The 22,250-nt window shown below is 72.5% G+C and carries 15 protein-coding genes; 6 read left to right on the top strand and 9 right to left on the bottom strand.

The features are described from left to right. Nucleotides 1–32: 32 nt before the first annotated feature. Nucleotides 33–611, bottom strand: coding sequence for a cysteine hydrolase family protein (locus AB8A24_RS35535; protein WP_328960941.1), 579 nt, complete (start codon nucleotides 609–611; stop codon nucleotides 33–35). A gap of 106 nt (nucleotides 612–717) precedes the next feature. On the opposite strand from AB8A24_RS35535, the gene AB8A24_RS35530 reads away from it, so the two are divergent. Both AB8A24_RS35530 and AB8A24_RS35525 read left to right on the top strand, forming a co-directional pair. Beyond that, the gene (locus AB8A24_RS35530) at nucleotides 718–1,713 is read left to right on the top strand and encodes a GlxA family transcriptional regulator (protein ID WP_266481589.1); all 996 of its coding nucleotides are present in this window, start codon (nucleotides 718–720) and stop codon (nucleotides 1,711–1,713) included. After that, on the top strand, nucleotides 1,710–4,517 hold the full coding sequence (locus tag AB8A24_RS35525; protein ID WP_369478566.1) for a SpoIIE family protein phosphatase: 2,808 nt from the start codon (nucleotides 1,710–1,712) through the stop codon (nucleotides 4,515–4,517). The genes AB8A24_RS35530 and AB8A24_RS35525 overlap by 4 nt, the downstream gene beginning before the upstream one ends. 40 nt (nucleotides 4,518–4,557) lie before the next feature. On the opposite strand, the gene AB8A24_RS35520 is transcribed toward AB8A24_RS35525, so the two are convergent. The 4 genes from AB8A24_RS35520 to AB8A24_RS35505 form a co-directional block, all read right to left on the bottom strand. Beyond that, a complete protein-coding gene (locus tag AB8A24_RS35520; RefSeq protein ID WP_369478565.1) occupies nucleotides 4,558–6,624 on the bottom strand; it encodes a SpoIIE family protein phosphatase in 2,067 nt (688 codons plus the stop codon). Nucleotides 6,625–6,763: 139 nt separating this feature from the next. Further along, a complete protein-coding gene (locus AB8A24_RS35515; protein WP_369478564.1) occupies nucleotides 6,764–7,867 on the bottom strand; it encodes a molybdopterin-dependent oxidoreductase in 1,104 nt (367 codons plus the stop codon). A gap of 354 nt (nucleotides 7,868–8,221) precedes the next feature. Continuing rightward, a complete protein-coding gene (locus tag AB8A24_RS35510; protein WP_369478563.1) occupies nucleotides 8,222–9,475 on the bottom strand; it encodes an aromatic amino acid transaminase in 1,254 nt (417 codons plus the stop codon). Then, complete coding sequence (locus AB8A24_RS35505; protein ID WP_328960947.1) at nucleotides 9,468–10,445, bottom strand: DMT family transporter; 978 nt, start codon at nucleotides 10,443–10,445, stop codon at nucleotides 9,468–9,470. Before AB8A24_RS35505 ends, AB8A24_RS35510 begins: the two co-directional genes overlap by 8 nt. Nucleotides 10,446–10,580: 135 nt before the next feature. Here AB8A24_RS35505 and AB8A24_RS35500 point away from each other — a divergent pair, with 135 nt between their 5' ends. Next, the gene (locus tag AB8A24_RS35500) at nucleotides 10,581–11,066 is read left to right on the top strand and encodes an Lrp/AsnC family transcriptional regulator (RefSeq protein WP_030714587.1); all 486 of its coding nucleotides are present in this window, start codon (nucleotides 10,581–10,583) and stop codon (nucleotides 11,064–11,066) included. Between the two features lie 105 nt (nucleotides 11,067–11,171). On the opposite strand, the gene AB8A24_RS35495 is transcribed toward AB8A24_RS35500, so the two are convergent. From AB8A24_RS35495 to AB8A24_RS35480, 4 genes are all read right to left on the bottom strand, one after another. Further along, a complete protein-coding gene (locus AB8A24_RS35495; protein ID WP_369478562.1) occupies nucleotides 11,172–12,854 on the bottom strand; it encodes a sigma-70 family RNA polymerase sigma factor in 1,683 nt (560 codons plus the stop codon). A 164-nt stretch (nucleotides 12,855–13,018) separates the two neighbouring features. Continuing rightward, entirely contained in the window at nucleotides 13,019–13,540 is a 522-nt protein-coding gene (locus tag AB8A24_RS35490; protein ID WP_369478561.1) for an O-acetyl-ADP-ribose deacetylase, read from the bottom strand. Then, on the bottom strand, nucleotides 13,540–14,958 hold the full coding sequence (locus tag AB8A24_RS35485; RefSeq protein WP_266377531.1) for an NAD(P)/FAD-dependent oxidoreductase: 1,419 nt from the start codon (nucleotides 14,956–14,958) through the stop codon (nucleotides 13,540–13,542). The genes AB8A24_RS35490 and AB8A24_RS35485 overlap by 1 nt, the downstream gene beginning before the upstream one ends. A 100-nt stretch (nucleotides 14,959–15,058) precedes the next feature. Beyond that, nucleotides 15,059–15,883, bottom strand: coding sequence for an inositol monophosphatase family protein (locus tag AB8A24_RS35480; RefSeq protein ID WP_328960951.1), 825 nt, complete (start codon nucleotides 15,881–15,883; stop codon nucleotides 15,059–15,061). 449 nt (nucleotides 15,884–16,332) lie between these two features. On the opposite strand from AB8A24_RS35480, the gene AB8A24_RS35475 reads away from it, so the two are divergent. The 3 genes from AB8A24_RS35475 to AB8A24_RS35465 all read left to right on the top strand — a co-directional run. Beyond that, on the top strand, nucleotides 16,333–16,620 hold the full coding sequence (locus AB8A24_RS35475) for a hypothetical protein (protein ID WP_328960952.1): 288 nt from the start codon (nucleotides 16,333–16,335) through the stop codon (nucleotides 16,618–16,620). A gap of 190 nt (nucleotides 16,621–16,810) precedes the next feature. After that, nucleotides 16,811–16,966, top strand: a complete 156-nt coding sequence (locus AB8A24_RS35470) for a hypothetical protein (protein ID WP_327738328.1) — start codon at nucleotides 16,811–16,813, stop codon at nucleotides 16,964–16,966. Nucleotides 16,967–17,517: 551 nt separating this feature from the next. Continuing rightward, the coding region (locus tag AB8A24_RS35465) for an Ig-like domain repeat protein (protein ID WP_369478560.1) at nucleotides 17,518–22,250 on the top strand (4,733 nt) is incomplete at its 3' end.

Here is a 22,250-nt window from a genome sequence, read left to right as displayed (position 1 = left end):
CTCAAACGCCGGCGAGGCTGGTTCGGGCCGGGCTAGCGCAGGAGGTCGGCCGTGGTGACCACGCGGGCGAAGCCACCGCCCTGGAGGTTCACCGCGGTGGCCGTGGCGAGCTCGTCCGCCGTCAGGGCGAGGCCCCCCGGCCCGGCGAGGTCGAAGGTGTGCGTGGCGTCGAGCGGGACCAGCACGTCGTAGCCCAGGTTCCCCGCCATCCGGGCCGTGGTCTCGACGCACATGTTGGTCTGGATGCCGACCAGCACCAGCTGGCCGATGCCCTGGGCCGTCAGCCAGTCGGCCAGGTCCGGCGTGCCGTAGAAGGCCGAGTTCACCGTCTTGGTGACCACCAGGGCCCCCTCGCTCCGCTTCTCGACCAGGTCCTTGAAGGCGTACCCGGGGTGGTCGGCGGCCAGGACGGAGCCGGGCTGCACGGAGGCGTGCCGGACGAGGACCACGGGCCGGCCGGCCGTCTGCCAGGCGTCCATCAGGGCCGCGATGTTGTCCTCGGCCGCCGGATTGTTGCGGGGCCCCCAGAAGGACTCCTCGTCGAAGCCCTTCTGCACGTCGATGACCAGCAGGGCACTGTTGGGGGCGATCTCGATCGCGGTCGTTGTCATGGCTCCATGCTGTCGGCCGGGCCGCGGGCCCGACAGCGCCCACGAAGCCCCGTACTGATGGGATCCTGCCAGTCTGGCAGTCCTGACCCCCTGGCAGACTGGCCCGATGCGCCGTGTCGCGATCGTCGTCCAGCCCGGTATCCGCAGCTTCGACCTCGCCGTCATCACCGAGGTCTGGGGCCCCGACCGCAGCCACGCCGGGGTGCCGGGCTTCGAGCTGCGCCGGTGCGCCCTGGAGCCCGGTCCGATCCCGCTGCCCGGCGGGCTGACCCTGGCCCCCGACCGGGGGCTGGACTGGTTGGCCACCGCGGACCTGGTCGTCGTACCGGCCCTGGCCGAGCCGGCCGATCCGACGCCCGGGCCGGTCCTCGCCGCCCTGCGCGAGGCGCACGGCCGGGGCGTGCCGGTCGCCGCCCTGTGCGCGGGGGCGTTCATCCTCGCGGAGGCCGGTCTGCTGGAGGGGCGCCGGGCGGTCACCCACTGGTGGCTGGCCCCGCAGCTCGCCGCCCGCTACCCGGGGATCGTGGTCGAGGACGCCCCCCTCTACGTCGAGGACGGCGGGTTGTGGACCTCCGCCGGGGTGGCTTCCGGGATCGACCTGTGCCTGCACCTGGTCCGGGAGGCGCACGGTGCCGAGGCCGCGGCCGCCATCGCCCGTTCCATGGTGACGGGCCCCTTCCGCACCGGGGACCACGCCCAGTACCTGGACCGGCCCGTCCCGGCCGCGGACCGGACGGCCGAGGCGTTGGCCGCCGTACGGGCGCGTGCGCTGCGCTCGCTGCACGAACCGCTGTCCGTGGCGACCATGGCCGGGTGGGCCGGGATGTCCCCGCGTTCCTTCGCCCGGCATTTCGCCGCCGCCACAGGCACCACCCCGCACCGGTGGCTGCTGGGTCACCGGCTGGACGCGGCCCGCAAGCTGCTGGAGCGCACCGACCATCCGGTGCCGGAGGTGGCCCGGCGGGCCGGTTTCGCCAGTGAGGTCACCTTCCGCCAGCACTTCACCGCGTACGTCGGTCTCGGCCCTCGCGCGTACCGTGCGGCCTCCTGCGCATCGGCAGCCGCACCAAACCCTCCGGACAGTGTTAGAAAGGGCTCATGACCGGACGTTTTGGTCGCCAGCCGACCGGGTGGGGCTCGCGCCTGTCCGCGCGCCTGTCCCGGTGGATACACAGCGTCGCCGGTCAGGTCTTCGCACTCCAGGCGATGATCGTGCTCCTGCTGATCGCCGCGGGCGCGTCGGCCCTGGTGTTCCAGGCCCGGTACGACAGCGAGCGCGACGCCCGGCACCGTTCGCTCGCGGCGGCCGAGGCCTTCGCGCACGCTCCCGGTATCGCGACGGCGCTGATCTCGGCGGATCCGACCGCCCTGCTCCAGCCGCTGGCCGAGGCCGCCCGCCGGGGCTCGGGCGTCGACTTCATCGCCGTCATGAACACCGACGGGATCCGCTACACCGACTCGCGGCCCGAGCTGATCGGCCGACGGGCCACCGGTGACCTCAGCCGCGCCCTCGCCGGGCACGCCTTCACGGAGACCTTCCGGGGCGAGCCCAGCGACGCCGTGCGGGCCGTCGTCCCGATACGGAACGCCGACGGCGTCGTCATCGGCCTGGTCGGCACGGGCATAGACGTGGAGAACGTCTCCCAGGTCGTCGAGGGCCAGCTCCCGCTCCTGCTCGGCGCGGCCGCGGGGGCCCTGTTGCTCGGCACGAGTGGTGCCGCCCTGGTCAGCGGTCGGCTGCGGCGCCAGACCCGGGGCCTGGGCGCCGCCGAGATGTCCCGGATCAACGAGCACCACGAGGCCGTCCTGCACGCCGTCCGCGAGGGCGTGGTCATCATCGACGCCGATCAGCGGCTCGTCCTGGCCAACGACGAGGCCCGCCGGCTGCTCGGCCTGCCGCCCGACCCCGAGAACCGGAACGTCACCGACCTCGGTCTCGACCCGCGCACCGCCGAGCTGCTCGCCTCCGGCCAGGTCGTGACGGACCACGTGCACCTGGCGGGCGACCGGCTGCTCGCCGTCAACGTACGGCCCACCGCGCAGTACAAGGGCATGTCCACGGGAAGCGTCGTGACCCTGCGCGACTCCACCGAGCTCGCCGCGCTCTCCGGCCGGGCCGAGGTGGCCCGTGGCCGGCTCCAGCTGCTCTACGACGCCGGTGTGCGGATCGGCACCACCCTGGACGTGGTGCGGACCGCCGAGGAGCTGTCGGAGGTCGCCGTCCCCCGGTTCGCGGACTTCGTCACGGTGGAGCTGCTGGAGCCGGTGCTGCACGGTGACGAGCCCTCCCTGGTCACCGGGATCTACACCGAGATGCGCCGGGCCGCCATCACCGGCGTACGTGCCGACTCGCCGCTCCAGCCGGTGGGCGACATCATCCGGTTCGTCGTGCCGACGGCCCCCATGGCGGCGGCCCTGGACGCCGGGCACGCGGTGCTCGCGGCCGACCTGAACGCGGCCATGGGCTGGCGGGCCCAGGACTCCCAGGGCACCCGGGTGGCGCTCGACTACGGGCTGCACTCGCTGATCTCCGTACCGCTCCGGGCCCGGGGCGTGGTCCTGGGCATGGCCAACTTCTGGCGGGCCGACACCCCGGAGCCCTTCGACGAGGAGGACCGGTCCTTCGCGGCGGAGCTGGGTGCGCGCGCGGCCGTCTCCATCGACAACGCCCGCCGCTTCACCCGCGAGCACGCGATGGCCGTGACGCTCCAGCGCAGCCTCCTGCCCCGGGTGCTGCCCGCCCAGAACGCCGTGCACGTCGCCTACCGCTACCTGCCCGCGAAGGCGGGGGTCGGCGGGGACTGGTTCGACGTGATCCCGCTGCCGAGCGGCCGGGTGGCGCTGGTGGTCGGCGATGTCGTCGGACACGGGGTGCACGCCGCGGCCACCATGGGCCGGCTGCGGACGGCGGTGCACAATTTCTCCACCCTGGACCTGCCCCCCGACGAGTTGCTCGGCCACTTGGACGAGCTGATCAACCGGATCGACCAGAACGACACCGGGATCGGGCTCGCGGGCGGGGCCGAGGAGGGCGCCGCCGAGGACGTCGCGGACGGGTCCGCCGAGCCGGCCGGGGTCACCGGTGCCACCTGCCTCTACGCGGTCTACGATCCGGTCTCCGGGCAGTGCCGGATGGCCAGCGCCGGCCATCCCGGGCCCGCTCTGGTCCGCCCCGAAGGGGACGTCGAGTTCCCCGAGCTGCCGGCCGGACTGCCCCTGGGCGTCGGCGGCATGCCCTTCGAGGCCGCCGAGTTCACGCTCCCCGAGGGAAGTCGGCTGGTGCTCTTCACCGACGGCCTGGTGGAGGACCGCGACCGGGACTTCGACGCCGGACTGCAGCTGCTCCGCGAGGCTCTGGCGCGGCCCGGCCGCAGCCCCGACCAGGCCTGCTCGGACGTGCTCGCCGCGATGCTGTTCCCGGTGCCGAGCGACGACATCGCCCTGCTGATCGCCGACACGCGGCGGCTGGAGGCCGACCGGATCGCCGAGTGGGAGGTACCGGGCGAGGCCTCGGCCGTCTCGCGGGTGCGCAACGCGGGCGCGGCGCAGCTCGCCGCGTGGGGGTTGGACGAGATCTCCTTCACCACCGAGCTGATCCTCAGCGAGCTGATCACCAACGCCATCCGGTACGGGAGCGCGCCGGTGCGGGTGCGGCTGCTGCGCGACCGCACCCTCATCTGCGAGGTTTCGGACGGCAGCAGCACCTCACCGCACCTGCGGTACGCGGCGACCACGGACGAGGGCGGGCGCGGGCTGTTCCTCGTCGCCCAGTACGCCGACCGGTGGGGCACCCGTTACACCGACCGCGGCAAGGTCATCTGGGCCGAGCTGCCGCTGACCGGGGGCTCGGAGCCGCAGCCGGCGGACCCGCTGGACCTGGACGCTCTGGAGGACCTGGCCTGGTGAGCCGGTGGTCCGGGATCCGGGCCGGTGATCCGGGGGCGGCTCACACCGGCCGGGTGCGGGCCAGCAGCACGGCGACGTCGTCCTGCTGGGCGCACGGCAGCAGCCTCCGCAGGATCCCGTCGCACAGTTCCTCCAGGGGCTGGTCCACCCGGTGCAAGGCCCCCGCCAGCTGGGCCATGCCCTGGTCGAGGTCCCGGTCCCGGGCCTCGATGAGGCCGTCGGTGTAGAGCACGAGCAGGCTGCCCGGGGGCAGCCGTACCTCCTCGGTACGGAAGTCCTGGCCGCCCGTGCCCAGCGGGGTCCCGGGCGGGCCGTCGAGGAAGGCGATGTCCCCGTCGGGGGTGACGACGGCGGGCGGCGGGTGGCCGGCCCGGGCGATCACGCAGACGCCGGTCGCCGCGTCGTGGACGGCGTACACGCAGGTGGCCATCTCGTCCTCGCCCAGGTCGGCCACGACGGCGTCGAGCGAGCGGAGCAGCTCCGCCGGGGGCACGTCGTGGCGGGCGAGGGTCCGTACGGCCGTCCGCAGCTGGCCCATGACGGCGGCGGCGTGGATCCCGTGGCCCATGACGTCCCCGATGACCAGCCCGGTCCGGCCGCCGGGCAGCGGGATGACGTCGTACCAGTCACCGCCGACGTCGTGGTCGCTGGCGGGCAGGTAGCGCCCGGTGAGTTCGAGGCCGGTGACCTCGGGCAGCGCGTTGTTGGTGAGGCTGCGTTGGAGGGTCAGGGCGGCCTGGCGCTGGAGGGTGTACATCCGGGCGTTGTCGATGTTGAGGGCGGCCCGGGCGACCAGCTCGTCGACGAGGACGCGGTCCTCCTCGTCGAAGGGTTCCCGTTCGCGTGTGCGGGTCACGGCGACGGCACCGAGCACCGTGCCGCGGGCGACGAGCGGGACCAGGCGGGCCGAGCCCAGGGTGGCGAGGTAGGTGCGCAGCGCCTCGGCGCGCGGGGAGGTGATCAGTGCCGGGATGTCGGCGAGGTGGAGGTTCATGGGCCGTCCCTCGGAGATCACCTGCTCGTAGGTGGTGCCCATGGGGATCTGGAAGGTCTGGCCGGGGGCGAGTTTCGCGGTGGGGGCGGTCGGGTCGGGGAAGTGGGCGGCCAGCCGGCGCAGGACACCGCGTGTGGAGGCCGCGGGGACGGGGCCCTCGTCGGGGCCCAGTACCGCTTCGAGCAGTTGTACGTCGGCCGAGTCGGCGAGCTGCGGCACCAGCACGTCCACGATCTCCTGGGCGGTCTGGTGGAGGTCCAGGGTGGTGCCGATGCGGGTGCCCGCCTCGGCGAGCAGGGCGAACCGGTGTCGGGCCCGTTCGGCGTCGGCCTGGGCCTGCTGGCCCTCGGTGATGTCGATGAGCGAGGCGATCACTCCGAGGGCCCGGCCGGAGCCGTCCAGCAGCGGGGCGTAGGAGCAGGACCAGGTGCGGTCGTTCTCCGGGTCGGCGGGGGTCCGTCCGGTGCGGCGGACGTCGACGACGGCGGTGCCCCGGTCGAGGACCTGCCGCATCATCGACTCCAGTGCGGCGGCGTTGACCCCGGGGACGACCTCGGTGAGTCGTTTGCCGAGGTGTTCGGCGGCGGAGACGCCGTTCATCCGGGCCAGGGCGTCGTTGACGCGGAGGAACCGCAGGTCGGTGCCGAGGGTGGCGAGGCCTATGGGCGATTGGGTGAACAGGCTCTGGAGCGCGGCGAGCGAGTCCCGCATGTGGAGCACCTCGGAGGTCTCCACGGCGATGAGCATGGCCCCCGTCCGGCCCTGGGGGTCGGCGGCGGGGACGATCCACATCTCCATCGGGACGCGGTGGCCGTCGCGGTGGCGCACGGGCAGGGTGCCGACGACGGTCTCGCCGGACTGGACGCGCCGGGTCAGCTGGTCGGCGAGTTCGTGGTTGGCCTCGGGGACGAGCATCGCGCTGCCGGGGAGGCCGATGATGTCCTCGGGGCGGTGTCCGAGGAGGTCCTGGGCGGCCAGGGACCACTCGACGATGCGCCCGTCGGCGTCCTCCCGCCAGAGGGCGATCGGGAGCAGCTCGCTGAGTACGCCCGCGTACCCGACCGCCGCGGCCGGCGGGTCCGGCATCTCGCTCGTCGCCTGGTAAGTGTCCAACGCACCGACCTCACCCCGGGGGGCCTGATTCCTACCGATTCACCCTATCCGAGGCGTGGGCGCGGGGCTCTGTGTCCGTCGATCCCCACCGGGGCGCGGACCGGCGAGCGGTGTGCGGTCCCTGGATCGCCCGTGTCGCTCATACGACCACCACGTCCACGCAGGCCACGGTGTTGCAGCCGTAGCCGCCGGCGTTCCACGGGGCGTGCGGGGGCTGTGTGTCGCCGTGGGCGTCGGTGGCGCGGGAGACCAGCCGGTACGGTCCGGGCCGCTGCGGCGTCCAGCGGTACGACCAGCCGCTCCAGCCGTAGGGGCCGGTGGGCGGTTCGAGGTGGGCCTCGTGCCAGCCGCGCTCGCGGTGCCGGTCGTCGTCCTCGTACTCGGCCCGCACCTCGACGCTGCGCAGCGGTACCCCGCCGCCCGACCGGCGCGGCCGCGGACGAGGGTCGTGGCCGCGGCGCACGGCCGTGTCCGGTTCGGGCTCGGTGACGATCGATGTGACCCGCACGCTCGTCACGGGGCCCTCGGGGGTGCCGCGGGAGGCCACGTAGCGGTACTGCTCGCTCTGGAAGAGACCGGTGAAGGGGTGGGTGACGGCGCGGGCTCCGACCAGCCACTTCACGTCGGCGACGGCGTAGCGGCCGGGGACCACGAGGCGGACCGGTGCCCCGTGCTCGGGGGTGAGCGGCTCGCCGTTCATGTGGGTGACGAGGAGGGTGTCCGGGTGGAGGGCCGCGGCGAGCGGGAGGCTGCGCTCGAAGGCCGCTCGGCGGCCGTGCACGGGGCCGGAGTCGGCCCCGGTGAAGACGATCTCGACGGCCGCCGGTCCGATGAGGGCGCGTTCGGCGAGGAGGCGGAACGGGACGCCGGCGAAGTGTGCGCAGCCGACCGCCTGCCGGCCCCAGGGCAGGCCGGGCGGGCGGGGTGTCATCAGGCCGCGGCCGTTGCCGGCGCACTCCACCACGACGTCGAGTTCCCGGTGCTCCGTCGCGAGGAGCTCTTCGTAGCCGAGGGTGAAGGGGGCTGCGGCCGCGGCGCCGCCGATCCGTAGCCGCCAGCGGCCGGGTGGGATCCGGGGGATGCCGAAGTGGTCGCGTACGAAGAAGGCTCCTACGGGGGTGACCGGCTCGGCCAGCGCGGCCGCGGGGGTCTGGGCGTTGTACGGGTCCGCGGTGACCGTTTCGGGCGCCCAGATCGTGGCGCCGGGCCCTGGGGCGGCTCGTGGAACGGGCCATGTGGTCATGGCAGCACCTTCCGTCGGGCTCGTGCGGAGCGCGACGCGGATTTCTTTACAGACTACGTCCGTACAGAGCCTTGACCAGGTGCGAATTGGGAGGAAAATGGTCAATACACCGGATAACCGGAAAGAGCCGCACCTCCCTCTGGAGACGTCCTCAGGCCCGCGTGACCCTTGTCCAGGCTCTGGCCAGGCCCCCGGCAGCACTTGTCGACCAGGGGAGCCATCGGCGACGGCGGATGGCTCATGGAATCGACGGACTGCCGGGGACTGTCATGTCCCGCGCGGCCCCGAGCTCCCCTGCCCGAGGACTGCCCCAGAACTGCCCTAGAACTGCCCCAGGACTGCCCCAGGGCTCCCTTACGCCTGCAGGGCGGCGGCCGGTCCGGACTGCTGCCGCGGGAGAGTGGCCAGGGTGCGGGGCGCGTCGGCCGTGTCCAGGACTCCCGCGATGCCCCGGGCGAGGCAGGGGATCCGGTGTGCCGGGATGCCCGCGATGTTGATCCGCCCCGAGGTCGTGCCGTAGATGGCGTACTGCCTGCGCAGCCGGAGCATCTGCTGCGCGGACAGCGGCAGCATGGAGAACATCCCCTTCTGGCGGGCGAGCGAGCGCGCCTGCTCCGCGCAGCCGAGGGCGCTCAGGTGGGCGACCAGGTCGGCGCGGTTGTCCATGATCCGGCCGCGCATGACCTCCAGCTCGGCCCGCCATGCGGCCCGCAGCCCCTCGTCCTCCAGGATCGTGGTCACGACGGCCGCACCGTGCTCGGGCGGCATCGAGTAGAGGGTCCGGGCGGCGTTCTGCAGGGCGGTCTCGGCGTGCCGGACGGCCCGGTCCGAGGCGCCGAGCACGATGGCGCAGCCGACGCGGTCGCTGTAGAGGCCGAAGTTCTTCGAGCAGCTGACCGCGATCAGCATTTCCGGTACCCGCGCCGCCAGCATCCGCGTGGGCAGCAGGTCGGCCTCCAGGCCGTCGCCGAGGCCGTGGTAGGCGAGGTCGACGAAGGGCACCCAGCCGTTGCGGGCGGCCGATTCGGCGAGCGCCTCCCAGTCGTCCAGCAGCGGGTCCACGCCCGTGGGGTTGTGGCAGCAGCCCTGGAGCAGGACCACGTCGTCCCGCTGCGCGTCCGCCAGCTCCCGCAGCACCCCGGCCGTGTCGAAGCCGCCCTCGGCGTCGCGCCAGCCGTACGTGCGCACGCGCAGCCCGGCGGCCTCGAGGATGGGTCGGTGGTTGACGTAGGCCGGATCGCTGATCCACACCGTGGTGCCCGGGCGGGTCCGGCAGATCAGGTCGGCCAGCAGCCGCAGCGCGCCGGAGCCCGCGACGGTCTGGACGGCCGCGGCCCGGTCGGTGGGGCCGGCCGGGCCCAGGACCAGCTCCAGCAGGGAGCGGTTGAAGGCGGCGTTGCCGGAGAGCCCGCGGTACTCCTTGGAGTCGGAGCGCTCGGCCAGCCTGATCTCGGCCTCGCGTACGGCGGTCATGACGGGAGTGGTGCCCGTCTGGTCCCGGTAGACGCCGAGGACGAGGTTGAGGCGTTCGGGCCGCTCGTCGCCGCCGAACTCGTAGGTCAGGTCCCACAGCGGGTCGGTGGGCGGCGTGGGGAGGAGCTCAAGCATCTGCGGGAACCTCGGGTCGTGGGCGGCGGTTGGCGAGAACGACGCCGGCGGTGATCAGGGGGACGCCTACGAGGACGGCGAGGGTCGGCGTCTCGCCGAGCAGCGGAATGGCGAGCAGGACGACGGCGACGGGGCTGAGGCTGCCGACGACGGCGCTGCGCTCGGCTCCCAGGCGGCGGATGGCGAAGGCGTACAGCAGGCCCGCGCACAGGCCGACGCCCAGCCCCTGCACGACGAGGAACAGGGCGATGTCGCTGCCCGCGGCGTGCGCGATGCCGGTGGGGAGCACCCCGGTCAGTACCAGGACGCCGATCACCGCGAAGGAGGGCAGGCACAGCAGTCCGATCGACCCGATGGGGTCGAGGTCGACCTCGCGCAGCCCGACGGTGTAGAGGGCCCACAGGCCGCTGGCCACCAGGAGCGTGCCGGCGCCGGCGAGTACGTCGGTGTCGACGGGGACGACGTAGCGCCAGACGAGGGCGGCCACACCGGCCGCGATCAGGGCGAGCCCGGCGGCCTGGGTGCCCCGGGGGACGCCGTGACCCCGGCGGATCATGATCGCGGAGACGAACAGCGGGACCATGCCGGGGACGATGGAGCCGACGAAGGCGGCGGACGTCAGGGCGCCGCCGTGCATCGCGGCCAGGAAGAACGGGACCCCCGCACCGCAGATGATCTTCACCGCGGGGCCCGGACGCACCGCGGCGATGGCACGCCGGCGCCGCCACAGGGCGGGGAACAGGACGACGAGGGGGACGCCGAAGCGCAGCAGGGCCGCGTCGGCGGGCAGCAGGGAGGAACCGCTCAGGGCCCGGGCGCTGAGCGCGAAGGCCGCCCAGATCGACACGGTGACGAGCAGGGCCAGCATGCCCTCGGCCTGTGGGGAGAGCCCGCGCCGGCCGGGGTGTCCGGCCCGCGGGCCCGCCGCATCGGGAGGCAGGGTCGCCCGGATGGTGTTCGTCGCGACCAAGGAAGTGCTCCAGCCTCTGAGACCCGGACCGATCCGGTCCGTGCCTGGGCAACGCTAGAGCGTGGGGCGGGGCAGCCGATTGCCAGTTCTGCCTCTCGGACATACGTTTGAGGCAGATTCTGCCAAGGAGTGGCCATGGACGCAGTCGATCTGCAGATCATCAGGGAGTTGCAGGCCGACGGGCGCCTGTCCAACCAGGACCTCGCCGACCGCGTCCGGCTGTCGCCGTCGCCCTGCCTGCGCCGGGTCCGGCGGCTGGAGGAGGCGGGCCTGATCCGCGGCTACACGGCCATGGTCGACCAGGTCGCCTTCGGCCTCCCGGTGACCGTCTTCGTCCGGATCCGGCTGGAGCGCCACACGGCGGAGGCGGTGCGGCTGTTCGAGGAGCACGTCGCGGTCATCGAGCACATCCAGGACTGCTACCTGATGGCGGGCAGCAGCGACTACCTGCTCCGGGTCGTCATCGAGGACCTGGAGGCCTACGAATCCCTGGTGCGCCACCGGATCCACGCGATCCCCGGGATCGCGTCGATCGAATCGAGCTTCGCGTTCGGCAGTGTCAAGCAGTCCCGGACCTACCCGCGGCCCGCCCCTGGCGGGTCCCGGCGCTCGCCGCGCTGACCGCTGCGCCCTGCGGGCCGACAGCGCCGCGCAGGAGAGATCCCCGGCCCGCACCTGTCGTCGAACAGGTGGAATCCGGCAGGGGAAATCGCCTCCGGAACCCCGTCAGGACCTGCGGGAGCTCACCTCCGGAACCCGGTCGTCGAAGAGGACGCCGTCGAACCGGATCGAGAAGGCGGGCGAGTTGTAGTAGTTGTGGTTCGTGGCGATACGCGGGCTGTGGGGTCGGCCGGTCGCGGCCTCGCACCAGTCGGACAGACCCAGGATCATGGCCATGTCCTGGTCGAAGAAGCCTCCGGAGGTCCCGTTCCTGGAGTGGAGCCGCCACAGTTGGCGACGGTCGTGCGCGTCGCAGGCCTGCTGGACGACCGGTGCTCCGTCCACCTTCGTACCGGAACCCCGCAGGCAGAGCCCGGTCGCCGTGTTGCGCAGCTGCAGCCGTCCGCGGTCCCCCTGGTACGGCATGAGTACGTCCCACTGCTGCGCGGCACTGCCGTCGCAGCCCGCCTCGCGCGGCTGGACGCCGGACGCCGTCGTCGCGCCGGGGATCTCGATGCAGCGGCCCGTGGCCGCGATCCGCATGCTCGTCCGGTCGCGCGGAGCCGGTACCCAGGCTCCGACGGGCGGCTCGGTCGGTGCCGCCGTGGTGGGGGTGGCCACTCCCGTGGTCACGGGGGTGGCCACGGCGGTGGGGGTCGGCGCCTCCGTGGGGCGGGGACCCTCCGTCCACGTGGGCACCGGGGCGGCCGCCGGCGCCATGGCGGACGGGGCGACCGCGCGGGGAACGGCGGGCTCGGACCTCGCCGGCGGAGGGCCGGAAGCCAGGACGGCGACGACCAGGCCGGTGACGGCGACGGCCGCCGCTCCGGCCCCCCAGTGGAGCCCGTGGGCCGGCAGCGAACCGGTGACCGTCGGATCCGGCACGGCCGGAACGAGCGGCTGCGCACTCCCGGCGACGGCGGTCGCGGCCGTACCACCGGAGAGGAACCGTTCCGCACCCCACAGCAGGACCCCTACGGGAAGGACGGCACCGATCCGCTCGTTCAGGTCGGTGAGCTCCCGCACCGCCCGACGGCACGTCGGGCAGCAGTCGAGGTGGGCCGCGAGGAACCGTTTGACCTGGGCTTCCGGCTTGCGTACGGACGCGGCGAGGAGCGAGCCGTAGCGCCGGCACTCCTCGTCCCCGCCGGTGCGCCGCAGGTGCGCGGCGAGGTACGCCTCGCGCAGCCCCTCCCGGGCCCTGGAGTTGAGCGAGGAGACGCCGCTGCGGCTCAGCCCGAGCAGGCGGGCGACCGTGCTCGCCGGCTGCCGCTCGACCTCCGAGTACCAGAGCACCGCCTGCCAGCGCTCCGGCAGCGAGCGGAACCCGCGCAACACCAACTGGCGGTCCTCGTGGCGGAGCATGCGGTCCTCGGAGCTCTCGGCGTCGGCGAGGCCCAGATGCTTCTCGCACCAGCGCTCGAAGTCCTCGGAGAGCTCGGTGCGCCGCTCCGACGCCGCCCACTGCGCCGCCGTACGCCGCACGACGGTCAACAGGTAAGGACGCCAGGCGGATTCGGGGCCGTTCCCGTCCCGGACGGCTTCCAGCGTCCGGGCGAAGGCCTCGGAGGCGAGGTCCTCCGCGGTGTGCGCACTGCGGCAGCAGCTACGCGCGTAGTGGAACACACTCCGCCAGTGCCGTTCGTAGAGAATCCTGACGGCTTCCTGGTCCGCGCCCTTGCCCTTGCGTATCGATGCCGTCAGTTCGTGGTCGGGCGCGGAAACAAGGCTGGAGCGTCCACTGAGCATGAGCAACCCTTGTTCGAAAAGCCGTTGGAGATGCGCGCCATTGTCGAACCGACCCACGACTTCTGTAAACGTGATCCATCCGACATCGAAAAACTGATATTCGCGTCGTCGTCCGGAGCCCGCGCAAGGCAGTTGGCCTTCGCGCACGCGTGGGTCGACGGCTCCTAGTGCTGTGCGGCGCGGACCCGGTCGGCGAACGCCTGGTACGCCGCGTCGTCGAAGAGCACGAACCGCACCTCCTCGACCTCGGTACGGGCGCCGCGCACGGTCTCCACCGCGATCCGGGCGCCGTCGTCCATCGGCCAGCCGTAGATGCCGGTGGAGATGGCCGGGAAGGCGACCGTACGGGCCCCCAACTCGTCGGCGATCCGCAGCGACTCGCGGTAGCAGGAGGCCAGCAGCGCGGAGCGGTCCTCGTCGCGCGACCAGACCGGGCCGACCGTGTGGATGACGTGCCCGGCGGCGAGCCGCCCGGCCGTGGTGGCCACGGCTCGGCCCGTCGGCAGACCCTTGCCGTAGTGCGAACGCCGCAGGTCCTCGCAGGCGGCGAGGATCTCCGGCCCGCCGCGCCGGTGGATGGCGCCGTCGACGCCTCCGCCACCGAGCAGTGAGGAGTTCGCCGCGTTGACGACGGCGTCGGCCTTCTCCGCGGTGATGTCGCCGAGGACCAGGGTGATTCGGGTCATCAGGAGCCCTTTCGCAGGTGCCGCCACACCGCTTTGGCGGCGTTGTGCCCGGACATGCCGTGCACGCCCGGGCCGGGCGGGGTGGCCGAGGAGCAGAGGAAGACCGCCGGGTGGGCCGTCGTGTACGGGGTGAGGGAGAGCTTGGGGCGCAGCAGGAGCTGGAGGCCGGAGGCGGCCCCGCAGGCGATGTCGCCGCCGACGTAGTTGGGGTTGCGGGCGGCGAGCTGGGGCGGGCCGGCCGTGGCGCGGGCGAGCACGAGGTCGCGGAAGCCCGGGGCGAAACGCTCCAGTTGGGACTCGACGGCTTCGGTGAGATCGCCGTCCCAGCCCGCGGGGACATGTCCGTACGCCCAGAACACGTGCTTGCCCTCGGGTGCCCGGCCGGGGTCGACGAGGGTGGGCTGCGCGGTGATGAGGAAGGGGGCGCGCGGGGCCCGGCCGCCGGAGGCGAGCTGTAGGGCGGCGTCGATGTCGCGGGCGCGCGGGCCGATCTGGACGGTGCCGGCGCGGCGCGGCGCCTCGGCCGTCCACGGGACCGGGCCGTCCAGCGCGTAGTCGAGCTTGAACACGGAGGCGCCGTACCGGTAGCCGTCGTAGGCGCGCCCCAGGCGGGCGATGCGGGCCAGGGCGGTCGGCGAGGTGTCGAAGACGTAGGTGCGGGCGGGCGGGAGGTCGTCGAGCCGCTTGACCTCGAAGCCGGTGTGGATGGTCCCGCCGAGGTCGCGCAGGTATCCGGCGAGGGCGTCGGAGACGGACTGGGAGCCGCCGCGCGGCATCGGCCAGCCGTTCGCGTGCGCGGCCAGCGCGAAGACCAGGCCCACGGCGCTGGTGGCGATACCGCCGAGCGGGGCGATGACGTGGGCCACGAGGCCCGCGAACAGCGCGCGGGCCCGTTCGTCGCGGAAGCGGCTCAGGAGCCAGGTGGAGGGCGGCAGTCCGGCCAGCCCGAAGCGGGCGAGCGTGAGCGGGTCACGGGGCAGCGCGGTGCTCGGCAGGGACATGAAGTCCCGGGCCAGGGTGTCCCATTTGCCGAGGAACGGCCCGACCAGGCGCCGGTAGGTGCCCGCGTCGCGCGGCCCGAGGGACGCCGCCGTCTCCGCGACCGAGCGGGACAGGACCGCGGCCGTGCCGTCGTCGAAAGGGTGCGCCATGGGCAGCGGGGCGTGCAGCCACTCCAGCCCGTACCGCTTGAGCGGCATCGTGGCGAAGACCGGCGAGCCGGCGCCGAGCGGGTGCACCGCGGAGCAGGGGTCGTGCCGGAAGCCGGGAAGGGTGAGTTCCTCGGTCCGGGCACCGCCGCCGACCGTGTCGGCGGCTTCGAAGACGGCCACCGAGAAGCCGCGCCGGGCCAGTTCGACGGCGGCCGTCAGCCCGTTCGGCCCCGCCCCCACCACGACCACATCGAGAATCGACGGCACTTGCGACTCCTTCGTCTCCGGCGGCGCCTGCGCCCCCAGGATATTCCGCCGCCCGGACCGTCCGGACCGGCCGGACCGCCCCGGACCGCGCCGGACCCGGTCAGACGCCCCGGAGCAGCTCCCGGATGCGTACGGTGGTGGCCTCGTCACGCCCGACCGCGAACGGCAGCGCGTTGTCGCGGTCCACCCGGAAGGGGACCCCGTCGACCGTGCTCTGCGTGCCGCCGGCCTCGGCGACCAGCAGCAGCCCGGCCGCGTGGTCCCAGGCCGAGGGCCAGGTGAAGGCCAGGCCGTCCATCTCGCCGCGGGCCACCTTCAGGTACTCCAGGCCCGCCGAGCCGCAGGGGCGGGCCGCGACGCCGGGGACGTCCAGTCGGGCCAGCGTCCGCTTGTTCTCGTCGCTCGTGTAGAGCGGGTGGGCGATGGCGACCCGCAGCGCGGCGCCCGGCTCGGGCGAACCGCTTCGGATCCGCTCGCCGTTGAGGTACGCGCCCTGCCCGCGCACGGCGGTGGCCAGCTCCTCCAGTGCCGGGGCGAAGGTCCAGGAGGCGAGGATCTCCCCGCGCAGGGCCAGGGCTACCAGGGTGCAGAACGCGGGGTCGCCGTTCACGAACTGACGGGTGCCGTCGACGGGGTCGACGATCCACACCGGGGCGTCCGCGCGCAGCGCCGCGTACACCCCGGGGTCGGCGTGCACGGCCTCCTCGCCGACCACGGCGGAGCCGGGCAGCAGCCGCGTCAGGGCGGCCGTGAGGTACTCCTCGGCCTGGCGGTCGGCCACGGTCACCAGGTCGTGGGGGCCGTTCTTCTCGTCGACCTCGTGCTCGGCGAGCTGCCTGAATCTCGGCATGATCTCGATCGCCGCCGCCTTGCGGACGGCCTCTTCCACATCGGACAGGCCATGGGCCAGGAACTCATCGATCATGCCTCCAGCAAAGCACGCCCGACCGACAAACCCCACTGCCATTCCCGTACCGGCCCCTGGACACCGGGTGTCCAGGGGGTGAACCGGCCCCGGGGAAGGCAGGTCCCCCGCGGTGACCTTCGTCGCCCCGTGTCCGCTCATGCCGCCTTCGCGCACGCTCCGGCGGCGATCCGCTGTTCGGCATTGAGGTATCGGCTTCCACACCCCTGCGAGCGTCCGCTTCGGCCGCCGCCCGCGGCCTCCCGAAATGCCGAAGACGTCATGAATAAACGATCCGGCTAGGCGCAGGGCCACACCACAAGCCACATGGCGACACAACCGCCTCACTTGACTCGAAATCTTCCGCGCGGCACGCAGGCACTTCCCGGCATTCCCCGCCGATCCGGCCCTCCCACCGGATTCGGGAAAACGCGAGAGAGGAGGAGCGCGGAAACCCTACGATGAATTCCATGAGTGCGCTGATCTTCCTCCTGTCGCTCGGCACAGTCTGTCGCGTCACGCGATTCGTCACCAAGGACGCACTCGCCGCGGGGTTCCGCTCCCGGATCGCCGACCGTTTCGGCGAAGACTCCCACCCGGCCTACCTGGTCACCTGTGGATGGTGCGTCAGCATCTGGGTCGCGGGCGCCGTCACCGTGCTCGCCCACTGGGCCGGCGAGGAAACATGGTTCCAGGCGGGCGCCACGGCGCTTACCCTTTCCTACCTCACCGGCCTCGCCGCCAACTGGCTTGACTGACCGGCACGTTGGAATAGTCCCCATCATCGCCGCCACGTATAAATATGACTATACGGCGGCGAGTGTCGGCGTGCGGCGCCCGGGGATAAAGGGTAAAGGGAACGAGCCGGGGGCTCGGTCCTGCCCCGGAACTCCCCCGGCCCTCCCCCTTGACCGGCCGCCGGAGCGGCCGAACAGAAGGAGGAAGACCATGGCATGCAACTGCGGACGCGCCAGCCGGTCCACGCTCGTCTACCGGCTGGTCCTCCCCAACGGGGTCACGCGCCAGTACCCCACGCGGCAGGAGGCCGACGCCGCCAACAAGAGGGCGGGCGGGCAAGGTTCCATCACGGCGGTCCGCCCGTAGGCCCGCCCACCCCGGCGGACCGCCGGAAGGGCGACGCCCCCACCAGCAGCCCCTCGGCGCACCGGACAGCCGGTGCACCGGGGGGCTGCGGCGTGCCGTGGCACCCCTGGTATTGCAAATGCCGCGAAGGAATAACATGATTCACTCAGCGCGGAATCCTTTCTCTTCCGCCCGTGAGTCCGCCAGACTGTCCTGAGAGCGTGAGTACACCCCCGGCACCGCCCAGTTATGTGCCCGGGAAAACGACCGAAAGGGAAACCTTTCCTCTCGCGAGAGTGCACCAAGGCGCCGCATAATCCGGGTTTATCGCCTCTCGCGCGCCTGAGTGCGCTGAGCCGAACGAGTGGCGTTTTGTTCACCCGTCTAGCCGAAGTCCTCAACCGGAAGGCCTACTGCTGATATCAGCAGGTGATGTCCCCGACTCCGCGTGGACAAGGGCTCTTAACGGAACGTCCCACCAGTGTTTTCCCATGCGTTCCGTGCTCCGCCAGGCGCCATACCGGCGAAGAGATTCATCTGCTTCCGCGGGTCATCCGAAAGGGAGCCACAGCATGGCCAGTTCGACCACCACCGTGACCTCGGCACCGGATCCGTCCGTCTTCGGACAGTCGGTCACCTTCACCGCCACCGTCCAGCCGGAAGTCGCCGGCCCCACCCCGACCGGCAGCGTCGAGTTCGTCGTCGACAGCACGCCCGTCGTGACCGTGCCGCTCGACATGAGCGGCACGGCACAGTACACGACCAGCGACTTGGAGGTCGGTCTCCACGGGATGGAGGCCAACTACTCCGGCGACGCGGAGTACGACCCGTCCACGGGCGCGGACACCCAGGAGGTCACGCTCGCGAACACCACCACCACGCTGGCCTTCGCTCCCGAACCCTCGGTCTGCGGAGAGACGGTGACCGCCACCGCCCAGGTGACCCCCGTTCCGCCGGGCGCGGGAACTCCCACCGGGCTGGTGTCCTTCATCGTCAGCGACGACGGTCCGGTGCTGACCGCCCCCGTGGCCATAAACGGGCAGGCGCAGGTCAGCTTCAGCGGCCTGGACGTCGGCCTCCACCAGGCAGCCGCCTTCTACACCGGCGACGCGGACTTCAACGGGTCGAACTCCCCGCTGACGCTCCACGTCGTCAACCCTGCGCCCGTCTCGGTCACGGTCTCGGTGGTGCCCAACCCGTCGGTGTGCGGTCAGTCGGTGACGCTCTGCGCCACCGTGGCACCGGTCTCCTCGGGCGTCGGCAATCCGTCGGGCTCGGTGACCTTCACCGGCCCCGGCGGACTCAACCAGACGGTGACCTTGGACGCCGGCGGCACGGCCTGCGTCACCACGACCGCGCTGGAGACCGGCACGGTCACCGTCGTCTACGGCGGCGACGAGTGCTACGCGAGCGGGACCGGCACCTTCGACGTAACGGTCAACCAGGCGTCGAGCACGGTCTCGGTGACGGTGGAGCCCGACCCGTCGGTCTGCGGCGAGACCGTGACCGTGTGCGCCACGGTCACCGCGGTCGCGCCGGGCAGCGGCACGCCCACCGGAACGGTGACCTTCACCGGCTCGGGCGGACTGAACGAGACGGTGACCCTGGACGCCGGCGGCACGGCCTGCGTCACCACGACCGCGCTGGAGACCGGCACGGTATCCGCCACCTACAACGGCGACGGATGTTTCTCCTCGTCGACCAACACCGCGCCGGTGACGGTCAACCAGGCGTCGAGCACGGTGTCGGTGACGGTCGAACCCAACCCGTCGGTGTGCGGCGAGACGGTGACGGTGTGCGCCACGGTCACCGCAGTCGCACCCGGCAGCGGCACCCCCACCGGAACCGTCACCTTCACCGGCCCCGGCGGACTGAACCAGACCGTGACGCTGGACGCCGGCGGCACGGCCTGCGTCACCACCAGCAGCCTCACCAGCGGCACCGTCACGGCCGTCTACAACGGCGACGGATGCTTCTCCTCATCGACCGGCACCTTCGACGTGACGGTCAACCCGGCGTCGAGCACGGTATCGGTGACCGTGGACCCCAACCCCTCGGTATGCGGCCAGTCCGTGACCGTGTGCGCGACGGTCACCGCAGTGGCACCCGGCAGCGGCACCCCCACCGGAACGGTGACCTTCACCGGCCCGGGCGGACTGAACGAGACGGTGACCCTGGACGCCGGCGGCACCGCATGCCTGACCACGACCGCACTGGAGACCGGCACGGTCACCGCCACCTACAACGGCGACGGATGCTTCTCCTCGTCCACCGGCACCGCGCCGGTGACCGTCAACCAGGCGTCGAGCACGGTGTCGGTGACGGTGGAGCCCAACCCGTCGGTCTGCGGCGAAGCCGTGACGGTCTGCGCCACGGTCACCGCAGTCGCACCCGGCAGCGGCACCCCCACCGGAACCGTCACCTTCACCGGCCCCGGCGGGCTCAACGAGACCGTGACCCTGGACGCTGGCGGCACAGCCTGCCTGACCACGACCGCACTGGAGACCGGCACGGTCACCGCCACCTACAACGGCGATGAATGCTTCTCCTCGTCCACCGGCACCGTGGATCTGGCGGTCAACCCGGCATCCAGTGCGGTGTCGGTGACGGTGGAGCCCAACCCGTCGGTCTGCGGCGAAGCCGTGACGGTCTGCGCCACGGTCACCGCGGTCGCACCCGGCAGCGGCACCCCCACCGGAACCGTCACCTTCACCGGCCCCGGCGGGCTCAACGAGACGGTGACCCTGGACGCAGGCGGCACAGCCTGCGTCACCACGACCGCCTTGGAGACCGGCACGGTCACCGTCACCTACGCGGGTGACACCTGCTTCCTGCCGTCGACGGGCTCACTGGACGTGACCGTCAACCAGGCGTCGAGCGTGGTGTCGGTGACGGTGGAGCCCAACCCGTCGGTGTGCGGCGAGACCGTGACCGTGTGCGCCACCGTCACCGCAATGGCACCCGGCAGCGGCACCCCCACCGGAACCGTCACCTTCCTGCTGCCCGACGGCAGCACTCTTGTCGCGGGGCTGGACGCAGGCGGCACGGCCTGCGTCACCACGACCGCGCTGGAGACCGGCACGGTCACCGTCACCTACACGGGTGACACCTGCTTCCTGCCGTCGACGGGCACCTTCGACGTGACGGTCAACCAGGCGGCCAGCACGGTGGCGGTGACGGTCGAGCCCAACCCGTCGGTGTGCGGCGAGACCGTGACGGTGTGCGCCACCGTCACCGCAGTCGCGCCGGGCAGCGGCACCCCCACCGGAACGGTCACCTTCACCGGCCCCGGCGGACTGAACGTGACACTGACGCTGGACGCAGAAGGCACCGCATGCCTGACCACCAGCAGCCTCACCAGCGGTACGTACTCGGCCACCTACAACGGCGACTCCTGCTTCGCCGGCTCGGACGGTCTCTTCGACGTGACGGTCAACCAGGCCGCCAGCACCACCACCGTATTCGTCGACCCCAACCCCTCGGTGTGCGGTGAGACCGTGACGGTCTGCGCTACCGTCACCGCGGTCGCACCCGGCAGCGGCACCCCCACCGGAACGGTCACCTTCACCGGCCCCGGCGGACTCAACACGACCGTACCCCTGGACGCCGGCGGCACAGCCTGCGTCACCACCAGCAGCCTCACCAGCGGCACCGTCACAGCCGTCTACAACGGCGACGCATGCTTCACCACATCGACCGACACCCTCGACGTGACGGTCAACCAGGCGTCGAGCACGGTCTCGGTGACGGTGGAGCCCAACCCGTCGGTGTGCGGCGAGACGGTGACGGTGTGCGCCACGGTCACCGCGGTCGCACCCGGCAGCGGCACCCCCACCGGAACCGTCACCTTCACCGGGGCCGGGCTGAACACGACCGTCCCCCTGGACGCCGGCGGCACGGCCTGCCTGACCACGACCGAGCTGGAGACCGGCACGGTCACGGCCGTCTACGACGGCGACGGTTGCTTCTCCTCGTCGACCGGCACCGCGCCGGTGACCGTCAACCAGGCATCCAGCGCGGTCTCGGTGACCGTGGACCCCGACCCGTCCGTATGCGGCCAGTCCGTGACGGTGTGCGCCACCGTCACCGCGGTCGCACCCGGCAGCGGCACCCCCACCGGAACCGTCACCTTCACCGGCCCCGGCGGACTCAACACGACCGTGACCCTGGACGCCGGCGGCACAGCCTGCGTCACCACCAGCAGCCTCACCAGCGGCACCGTCACCGCCGTCTACAACGGCGACGGTTGCTTCTCCTCGTCGACCGGCACCGCGCCGGTGACCGTCAACCAGGCATCCAGCGCGGTCTCGGTAACGGTGACCCCCAACCCCTCGGTATGCGGCGAGCCCGTGACCGTGTGCGCCACCGTCACCGCGGTCGCACCCGGCAGCGGCACCCCCACAGGCACCGTCACCTTCACCGGCCCCGGCGGACTGAACGTGACACTGGCGCTCGACGCAGGCGGCACGGCCTGCCTGACCACCAGCAGCCTCACCAGCGGCACGTACTCGGCCACCTACAACGGTGACACCTGCTTCGCCGGCTCGGAGGGTCCGTTCGACGTGACGGTCAACCAGGCCGCCAGCACCACCACCGTGTCGGTGACCCCCAACCCCTCGGTGTGCGGCCAGTCCGTGACGGTGTGCGCGACGGTCACGGGAGCGGCCGGCAGCACCCCCACCGGAACGGTCACCTTCACCGGCCCCGGCGGACTGAACACGACCGTGCCCCTGGACGCGGGCGGCACGGCCTGCGTCACCACCAGCAGCCTCACCAGCGGCACCGTCACAGCCGTCTACAACGGCGACGGATGCTTCTCCTCGTCGACCGGCACCGCGCCGGTGACCGTCAACCAGGCCGCCAGCACCACCAGCGTGTCGGTGACCCCCAACCCCTCGGTGTGCGGCCAGTCCGTGACGGTGTGCGCCACGGTCACCGCAGTCGCACCCGGCAGCGGCACCCCCACCGGAACCGTCACCTTCACCGGCCCCGGCGGACTGAACACGACGGTGCCCCTGAACGCCGGCGGCACGGCCTGCGTCACCACCAGCAGCCTCACCAGCGGCACCGTCACGGCCGTTTACAACGGCGCGGGATGCTTCTCCTCGTCGACCGGCACTGCGCCGGTGACCGTCAACCAGGCGGCCAGTGCGGTGTCGGTGACGGTCACCCCCAACCCCTCGGTGTGCGGCCAGTCCGTGACGGTGTGCGCCACGGTCACCGCAGTGGCACCCGGCAGCGGCACCCCCACCGGAACCGTCACCTTCACCGGCCCCGGCGGACTGAACACGACGGTGCCCCTGAA

Origin of the sequence: Streptomyces sp. BF23-19 (assembly GCF_041106355.1) — a bacterium.
Classification (GTDB): domain Bacteria; phylum Actinomycetota; class Actinomycetes; order Streptomycetales; family Streptomycetaceae; genus Streptomyces; species Streptomyces virginiae_A.
This window is presented reverse-complemented; position numbering and strand designations above follow the sequence as displayed.